Below are 9,136 nucleotides of genomic sequence, written 5' to 3'. Positions count from 1 at the left end.
TCCATCCATCCATCCATCCATCTAACCCCAAAGATTAAAAACGATAATTTAAACAAAGTTTGGCATTGGGTTTGTACGATAAGTATTATATTATTACTTTATTTACTCGTTATAAATTAGCACATATTATGAAATTTATTATTAGTCTTTTAGTTACTGGCCTGGTAGTCGCAATTGCTTGCTGGGTTGTCCCTGGTGCGGAAGTTGCTGGTTTCGGCTGGGCGATCGTTACAGGACTTGTCATTGGATTTGTCAACGCCACTGTGGGATCGATTTTAAGGTTATTTACTTTCCCATTGAATTGGATTACCTTGGGTCTAGTTTCCTTTATTATTACCGTATTAATGGTCTTGTTGACCGATTCACTTCTCGGCTCCAAATTTGATGTACATGGATTTTGGACCGCAGCGCTGTTTGCCATTGTCGTTGCCATATTGGAAATGATTATTGGCAGTATGTCAAAAGATTAAGAGTACATTCATTACATAGCATAAGGGGCTATCCAAAAAATTGGATAGCCCTTTTTCACATTCCTCCATTGAAATAACCTATCAGTTGAAATATATTTTTTACCGGTCCGATTCCTCTAAAATAGTCGTCTTTATGGATGAGTTTATCCCCATTCCCTCGCTTTTTACAGCAGAATTCGCTAAATTTAATTCTCATAAAGAACCGCTGATATATGTGCGAACACAACCACGAGCATAGCCATGCCACACCGGAGCACGGTCTTACAACAAAGGAACAGCCTTGGTGGATTACCCAGCGTAAGCTGGTCATGGCTCTCGTCATCTTACTTACTTTACTCCTATTGAAATATGCGTTTAAGATCAGCCTTCCCTTTGGCATCAGCTTGACCTTAAATAGCGTTGCCTACCTTCTCGCGGGAATCCCCGTTATTCAAATGGCATTGCGCAAGGCAAGCCGCGGTGATATTTTTAATGAATTTTTTTTAATGACCGTTGCAACCTTGGGTGCTTTCGCCATTGGAGAATTTGAAGAGGGTGTCGCGGTAATGGTATTCTACCAAATCGGAGAGTGGTTTCAGGATACTGCCGTCGATAACGCCAAGAAATCAATTAAATCGCTATTGGATATCCGTCCCGATAAAGTAACGGTGCTGCGCAACGGGCAACAGCAGCAGGTAAATCCAAAAACCGTCACAATCGGTGAAATTATCCTTGTAAAAGCAGGAGAAAAAGTGGCGCTGGATGGTAAATTGAAAACGGAGAAAGCTGCATTTAATACCGCAGCATTGACTGGAGAGAGTAAGCCCGATACAAAATATAAGGACGAAGCTGTTTTTGCAGGCATGATTAATCTGGAAACGGTTGTTGAGATCGAGGTTTCCAGTACATTTGAGGATAGCAAATTGAGCAAAATTCTCGAAATGGTACAGGATGCTACCGCACGGAAGTCCAAAACACAATTGTTTATTGCCAGATTTGCCAAAATATATGTTCCTATTATTTTCGGCCTCGCGCTTTTGGTTCTTATTTTACCCCTGTTTTTTGTTCAGGACTATAGTTTTAAAGAATGGTTCTACCGGAGTTTGGTCTTCTTGGTGATCAGCTGTCCCTGTGCCCTGGTTGTTTCGATTCCCTTGGGGTATTTTGGTGGTATAGGTTTAGCCTCCCGAAATGGCATACTATTTAAGGGCGGGAACTTCCTCGATGCCATCACCGCTGTCGATACCATTGTCATGGATAAAACGGGGACACTTACAGCGGGTGTATTTGAAGTAACGGAAGTTTTTGCTGTCCATCGAGATCCAACGGAATTACTGAGTTACGCTAAGGCTGTCGAGGCACATTCAACACATCCCATCGCAAAGGCGATCGCAAGTTATCATCCCGGCAGGCCCGCATTGCAAGCTGAGAAAACCCAGGAAATAGCAGGCCACGGACTCCTCGCCACTGTTAATGGAAAACGTACACTCGCAGGCAACAGCAAGTTACTGGACAAATTCAATATAAGCTATCCTGCAGAGCTAAGGCAAGTGGCCTACTCCATTGTATTGCTTGCCATCGAAGATCAATATGCGGGTTATATCACTGTGGCGGATCGGATTAAGCCCGATGCCAAGGAAGTGATCCAAACCATGCGTGCTCAAGGTTTATATACCGTCATGCTATCTGGGGATAAAACAGCGGTAGTAAATGAAGTTGCCAAAGAACTTGGGCTAGACAAAGCTTATGGGGACCTCCTTCCGGAAGATAAGGTAAATCATGTACAACAACTGATCGATCAAGGTCGCCGTGTTGCCTTTGCAGGTGACGGCGTAAATGACGCACCTGTAGTAGCTTTGGCGCAGGTCGGCATTGCCATGGGTGGACTCGGAGCCGATGCAACCATCGAAACGGCTGATGTGGTGATCCAGAACGATGAACCCCACAAGATCCTGTCTGCCATCAAAATCGGTAAAATTACCCGAAGCATTGTCTGGCAGAACGTCATTCTCGCGATGGGGATCAAAATCATTGTCTTGGTTCTTGGTGCCGGTGGTGTTGCAACGCTCTGGGAAGCCGTTATCGCCGATGTTGGGGTAGCACTTTTGGCTATTTTAAATGCCATTCGAATCCAGCAGAAAAAAGTCTAACTAAAAGCGGGGCTGTCCAAAAGTTGAACAGCCCCGTTTCTTCTATTTCATCCCGGATCTAATTTAGATCACAGAGAGCAATTTTAATCCCGCCAAGCTTTGTACGCATTGATCAATCCATTTGTCGAAGAATCATGACTTGTAACCGGATTGGCGTCGCTTAATTCCGGGAGGATTTGATTGGCCAATTGTTTACCGAGCTCGACACCCCATTGATCAAAACTATAAATATTCCAGATCACACCCTGGACAAAAATCTTATGCTCATACAATGCGATAAGTCGTCCTAAAGTGCGTGGCGTCATTTTTTTGAATAGGATGGAATTCGTTGGGCGATTACCTTCAAAAACTTTATAGGCTTTCAGTGCTTCAATTTCCGGGTCCGACTTTCCGGCTTTCTTAAATTCAGCAACCACTTCGGCTTCCGTTTTGCCATTCATCAAAGCCTCAGTCTGCGCAAAAAAGTTAGACAACAGCAATTGGTGGTGGTTTCCGATCGGATTAAGACTATTGGCAGGTGCAATGAAATCACAAGGAATCAACTTGGTGCCCTGGTGAATCAACTGATAGAAGGCGTGCTGCCCGTTCGTACCAGGTTCACCCCAGATAATCGGTCCAGTCTGATAATCCACCTGTTGACCATTGCGATCAATATACTTACCGTTACTTTCCATATCCCCTTGTTGGAAATAAGCGGCAAAACGGTGTAGGTATTGATCGTAAGGAAGAATTGCGTGACTTTCCGCTTGGAAAAAATTATTGTACCATACACCAAGCAAAGCCAATATCACGGGAATATTGGATTCAAAGGAGGTTTCCTTAAAATGAACATCCGCTTCATAGGCACCTTTCAACAGTTCCTCGAAATTATCGAAGCCTATTGCCAAACTGATTGAAAGACCTATTGCAGACCACAGGGAATAACGTCCGCCCACCCAGTCCCAAAACTCAAACATATTCTGGGTATCTATTCCAAAGGCACGTACTGCTTCTGTATTGGTGCTCAATGCAGCAAAATGCTTAGCGACATCTTCCTGAAGGGCACCACTGGCCAGAAACCAATCTTTAGCGGTATGGGCATTGGCCATCGTTTCCTGTGTTGTGAAAGTTTTTGATGCAATCAAAAACAACGTTGTTTCAGGATCCACAGCTTTCAATGTTTCAGCAATGTGCGTACCGTCTACATTAGAAACAAAATGGACATTTAACCGCGTCTTATAAGCTTTTAATGCTTCTGTTACCATCACAGGGCCGAGATCTGAACCTCCAATACCGATATTAACTACATCGGTAATTTCTTTTCCTGTATATCCTTTCCACTGGCCAGATAGAATCTCTTCGGTGAAAGTTCTCATGTGTGCCAACACTCGTTTAACATCAGGCATGACGTCCTTTCCATCCACATATACGGGTTGGCCGGATTGGTTTCTCAAAGCGGTGTGTAACACCGGTCTGTTTTCGGTCACGTTGATCCGCTCGCCCGAGAACATAGCCGCTATCGCTTCTTCAAGACCACATTCTTTAGCCAGCTGTACCAAGAGCGCTTTTGTCTCTGCAGTAATCCGATTTTTGGAGTAATCCAAAAGTATATCTTCAAAAGCGATCGAGAACTTCTCAAAACGTGCGGGATCTGCGGCGAAAAGTGTGCGTAAATCATTTTTTTCGCTATTGTTAGATAGCCCTGATAAAGAACCAAAATGCTGTGCTAGATTCGTATAGGCCGCAGTCTTTGTAAAATTAATTTTTGGGAACATACTGTTTTTACTGAAATTAGTTGTTTTAAACATCAATAAGAGCCTTCTGTATTTCATTGTTACACATCGTGTAGATCCTTAAATGAAGGTTTATTCTGTTGACAATACCAAAACTAAAAAAAAAAGGTCAAATTATCTCTATTTGACCATCTATAGGACGCGAAGTTATTAAGATAGAAGCGCGAATTTATTAATTAAAATTTCTACTTTAGCGGATATGACAAAAGAACAAATTCAAGACTTGAGGGATCGTGTTACTTCCCTGAGGAGGCATCTTTGACATCGATGCACGCAAAGAAGAAATAGAAAGAGATCAAGCTATTACGCTTGAAGCAAGCTTTTGGGATGATTCCAAAGCTGCAGAAAAAATACTCTTGGCCATAAAAAACCAAAAGGTATGGACAGACCACTTCGACGAAGTTGCAGCGGCGGTTGAAGACGCCTATGTTATGTATGAATTCTTCCAATCTGGCGACGCGAGTGAAAAAGAAGTGGACGATCAATATAGAGTAGCTTTAGAGAAAGTCGAGGAGCTCGAGTTCAAAAACATGCTTAGTGCCGAAGAGGATCAGCTGGATGCAATCTTACAGATTACAGCTGGTGCCGGAGGAACTGAAAGCTGTGACTGGGCTGCCATGCTGATGCGGATGTATATTATGTGGGGCGAGAAAAATGGGTATAGGGTGACCGAACAAGATTCGCAGGAAGGTGATGTTGCAGGTATCAAGAGTGTAACGTTACAGATATCCGGAGATTTTGCTTATGGCTATCTGAAGGGCGAAAATGGTGTACACAGGCTCGTTCGGATTTCTCCATTTGATTCCAATGCAAAACGCCATACCTCGTTTGCTTCTGTTTATGTCTATCCTTTGATTGATGATAATATTGAGATTGATGTTAAGGATTCAGAAATCGAATGGGATACTTTCCGCTCGGGTGGTGCAGGAGGTCAGAATGTCAATAAAGTGGAAACAGCTGTTCGATTACACCACAAACCTACTGGCATTATTATTAAAAATCAGGAATCCAGATCGCAATTACAAAACAAAGAAAATGCGATGCGCTTATTGAAATCACAGTTATATGAGATTGAAATGCGTAAACGCCAGGAAGCTACCGCTGCTATTGAAGGAAACAAAAAGAAAATCGAATGGGGATCCCAAATTCGAAATTATGTCCTCCATCCTTACAAGTTAATTAAAGATTTACGGACCAATTACGAAACCTCCAATACACAAGCTGTCCTGGACGGTGATCTAAATGATTTTCTAAAAAATTATCTAATGGAATTTGGTGGATAAAGACTATTCCGAAACTTGATGATATTGAAGACGTCCCCCTTTGGAGGCGTCTTTTTTTTGTACTATCCTTTGCTTTTTTTATTTGGCTTAAGCTGAATTTCTTCAACCTGCACATTGCCCCCTTTCCTACACAGTTTGTCACAAAAACTGTCAATTTCTTTTAACAATCTGCATGCAAATGTTAAAAAACCTTAAAAGTCTATTGAATCAATCGTCGTTATATTTTGGCATAATTCTGTTACAATAAAATCACAAAACACTAAAAATCAACAGATTAATTACTTATTATTTGTATCAAGAACGTTACAATTAGAAGGGATTGCTTATTTTTGGCACGAAATAAAGGCATGTCTTTTGCGTTTATGGAATCGTAATATTTTCATTACAAAAGATACCGACAGCGGTATCTCTTTAAACACTGAACGAAAGAATGTATATCTAAAATAGAACGGTTATGAATTACATGAAAGACAACTCGATCGTATCCAAGCAGATGGCCAAACAATGGAAGCCTGCGGTATATGATGTAAATGCAGGAGAAAAGCGATCTGATCACACAGTGAGCAAAAACGAGGAAAGCAACTTTGGACCAAAAGAATATGGTATTTTTGGAGCCACTTTTTTTATACTATTTGCGTCAGTTTTTGGCGTATACATGCTTCAACCAGATTTTGACGCATTACGTTTCCAACGTTTAGACAGCATCGGCGGAACATTTTTAATTGCGTTGGGAATATTTCTTGCTGTTGTTGCTATCAGCTTTTTGATTTTTTTGATTGTACTGCATCGTAAATATAAACCCATTGCTTCAGTATCGGACGATGAGCTACCGACTTGTACGATTATCGTTCCAGCTTATAACGAAGGACAATTAGTTTATGATACCTTACATAGTTTGGCTAGCAGCGATTATCCGGAGAAGAAATTGCAGATTATTGCAATCGACGACGGTAGTAAAGATAATACCTTTGCTTGGATACAACGTGCCAAAATGGAATTGGGCGATCGTGTTGAAATTTATCAGCAGCCCAAGAATATGGGTAAGAGACATGCCTTGTACCGTGGATTTAAGTTAGGTACGGGAGAGATTTTCATCACGGTTGATAGTGACTCTATTGTTAAAAAGGATACCATACGTAATATGGCGAGTCCATTTGTAACAAACAAGGAATGTGGGGCAGTTGCGGGTAATGTGCGTGTATTGAATACTAAAAAAGCGATTATACCGCGTATGTTGAATGTGAGCTTCGTATTCAGTTTTGAGTTTGTGCGTTCTGCACAAAGTATGTTGGGTACTGTCATGTGTACACCAGGAGCATTATCTGGCTATCGTAAAGAGGCTGTCATGAACTGTTTGGAAGATTGGATTAACCAGACTTTTATGGGACAACCGTCTGATATCGGTGAAGATCGCGCGATGACCAATATGATCCTGAAACAGGGGTATCATGTTCTATTTCAATCCAACGCATACGTTTATACCGACACACCTGTACGTTACAAAAATCTGTACAAGATGTTTATCCGTTGGGAACGAAGCAACGTGCGTGAAAACATTGCGATGAGTCAATTTGCATTTAAGAATTTCCGTCAGGGACCTAAATGGGGAGCACGTATCTTATTGCTTATGCAATGGAAAAAAGTGTTATTGTCTTATCCGATGATATTACTGATGTTATGGACCGTATTTCATTATCCACTGATGTTCTTAAGCTCAACATTGGTCGGTATCTTAATATTTTCCAGCGTCCAGGCCTATTTCTTTGCTTCCAAAAACTCGGATGCCAAAGAAGCTTTCTGGGCATATAGTTACAGTATATTCTACGCCTTCAGTTTATTCTGGATTACACCCTATGCCATAGCAACAGCTGGACGCAGAGGTTGGTTGACAAGAGGTTAAATTTAAAGCAAAGAACGTATATTTACAGCTATATATGAGAGATTTTCAGGTAAAAAAAATTGCCATCATTGGTCAAGGATATGTCGGATTGCCGTTAGCAATAGCATTTTCCGATTATTTCCCCGTGATTGGATTTGATATTAATGAAACACGTATTGATGAACTTAGGCGCGGTGTTGACCGTACACTGGAAGCTGATAAAAAAGAACTGGAACGTGCAAGAGAGCTATTTATCACATCAAACCAAAGTAAGGGATATGATGCGAGTAATTCTACCGCAGACATTGCTGATGCAAACGTATACATAGTCACTGTACCAACTCCGATAGATCGCTATAATTCACCAGACTTGTCACCATTGTTGGAGGCATCTAAAATGATTGGCGGATTATTAAATCCGGGCGATTTGGTTATTTATGAATCTACCGTCTATCCTGGTTGTACTGAAGAAGAGTGTATACCTGTTTTGGAAAGTTGCTCGGGATTAAAATTTAACCAAGATTTTTTTGTTGGTTATTCACCAGAACGTATTAATCCAGGCGATAAAGTAAATTCACTTCAAAAGGTCATGAAAGTGACTTCTGGAAGTACACCTGAGGCAGGATTGGTGGTAGATGGACTTTATAAGAATATTATTGAAGCCGGGACACATTTGGCGCCCTCAATCAAAGTTGCCGAAGCTGCCAAGGTGATCGAAAATGCGCAGCGCGATGTAAATATTTCCTTTATGAATGAGCTCGCGCTAATCTTCGACCGTGTAGGAATAGATACACAGGATGTGTTAGATGCTGCGGGCACAAAATATAATTTTCTACGTTTTAAACCAGGACTAGTGGGCGGTCATTGTATTTCTGTAGACCCCTACTACCTCGCTCAAAAAGCAACTCAACTAGGTTATCACCCACATGTTATTTTATCTGGAAGAGAAGTAAATGATCAGATCGCCTCCTTCATCGCATCAAAAGTGGTGAAATTGATGATTCAGAAAAACATCAAATTTGAAGGGGCAAAAGCGTTAGTATTGGGCATCACCTTCAAAGAAAACTGTCCTGATATGAGAAATAGTAAAGTTATAGATATGATTCAGGATCTTCAAGAATTTGGTCTAAAAGTCGACATTTATGATCCATGGGTCAATAGAGATGAAGTGAAATCACATTTTAATTTAAAACTATTATCGGATCTTCCCGAATCTGCAGATTATGACAGTGTTATTCTGGCTGTGGGACACCGAGAGTTCTTACATTTAGATCTCAATAATTTAAAAAAGAACCCATCCGTTGTTTTTGATATCAAGGGCATACTCGACAGAAAATTTGTAGATGCCCGCTTATAAAGATCCGTTCTAATTGTCTTTTTTCAAATCCTGATCTACTTGTCAAAAATTTAAGCAGATCAGGATTTTTAGTATCTGGCATTTTGTGCAATCGTTTGATAAAAAAACATTACTATATTTCTGTTTTTAATATTAACTCAACACCACAATTATAATTTAACCTAATTAAACTAGGGATGTTACACAAATTGCGGTAATCATGAAACAGTTAGATGACACAGAACTATTCGCATGGATTCAAGCAAA

General features: G+C 40.8%; 6 protein-coding genes. 5 read left to right on the top strand and 1 reads right to left on the bottom strand.

What is annotated here, in order from left to right; translation table 11 throughout:
• Nucleotides 1-128: 128 nt before the first annotated feature.
• On the top strand, nucleotides 129-470 hold the full coding sequence (locus B4Z47_RS15505) for a phage holin family protein (RefSeq protein ID WP_112375452.1): 342 nt from the start codon (nucleotides 129-131) through the stop codon (nucleotides 468-470).
• A 212-nt stretch (nucleotides 471-682) separates the two neighbouring features.
• Nucleotides 683-2,599 (top strand): heavy metal translocating P-type ATPase, encoded by a 1,917-nt coding sequence (locus B4Z47_RS15500; protein ID WP_286727528.1) that lies wholly within the window; start codon nucleotides 683-685, stop codon nucleotides 2,597-2,599.
• 83 nt (nucleotides 2,600-2,682) lie between these two features.
• On the opposite strand, the gene pgi is transcribed toward B4Z47_RS15500, so the two are convergent.
• Nucleotides 2,683-4,353, bottom strand: coding sequence for a glucose-6-phosphate isomerase (pgi, locus tag B4Z47_RS15495; RefSeq protein ID WP_070565858.1), 1,671 nt, complete (start codon nucleotides 4,351-4,353; stop codon nucleotides 2,683-2,685).
• Between the two features lie 217 nt (nucleotides 4,354-4,570).
• On the opposite strand from pgi, the gene prfB reads away from it, so the two are divergent.
• The 3 genes from prfB to B4Z47_RS15480 all read left to right on the top strand — a co-directional run bounded on the left by prfB (nucleotide 4,571) and on the right by B4Z47_RS15480 (nucleotide 8,890).
• Nucleotides 4,571-5,654 (top strand): peptide chain release factor 2 gene (gene prfB / locus B4Z47_RS15490; RefSeq protein ID WP_112375267.1). Its coding sequence is split into 2 segments (ribosomal slippage): nucleotides 4,571-4,630 and nucleotides 4,632-5,654, totalling 1,083 coding nucleotides; the frame shifts between segments, so codons are not numbered across the junction.
• A gap of 454 nt (nucleotides 5,655-6,108) precedes the next feature.
• Nucleotides 6,109-7,554 (top strand): glycosyltransferase, encoded by a 1,446-nt coding sequence (locus B4Z47_RS15485; RefSeq protein ID WP_286727527.1) that lies wholly within the window; start codon nucleotides 6,109-6,111, stop codon nucleotides 7,552-7,554.
• 34 nt (nucleotides 7,555-7,588) lie between these two features.
• Nucleotides 7,589-8,890, top strand: coding sequence for a nucleotide sugar dehydrogenase (locus tag B4Z47_RS15480; protein ID WP_112375265.1), 1,302 nt, complete (start codon nucleotides 7,589-7,591; stop codon nucleotides 8,888-8,890).
• The last annotated feature ends 246 nt before the right edge of the window (nucleotides 8,891-9,136 follow it).

This window comes from Sphingobacterium sp. UBA2610 (assembly GCF_002339225.1).
Lineage (GTDB): Bacteria > Bacteroidota > Bacteroidia > Sphingobacteriales > Sphingobacteriaceae > Sphingobacterium > Sphingobacterium multivorum.
The sequence above is the reverse complement of the archived record's forward strand: the minus strand, read 5'-3'. Positions and strand labels throughout refer to the sequence as shown.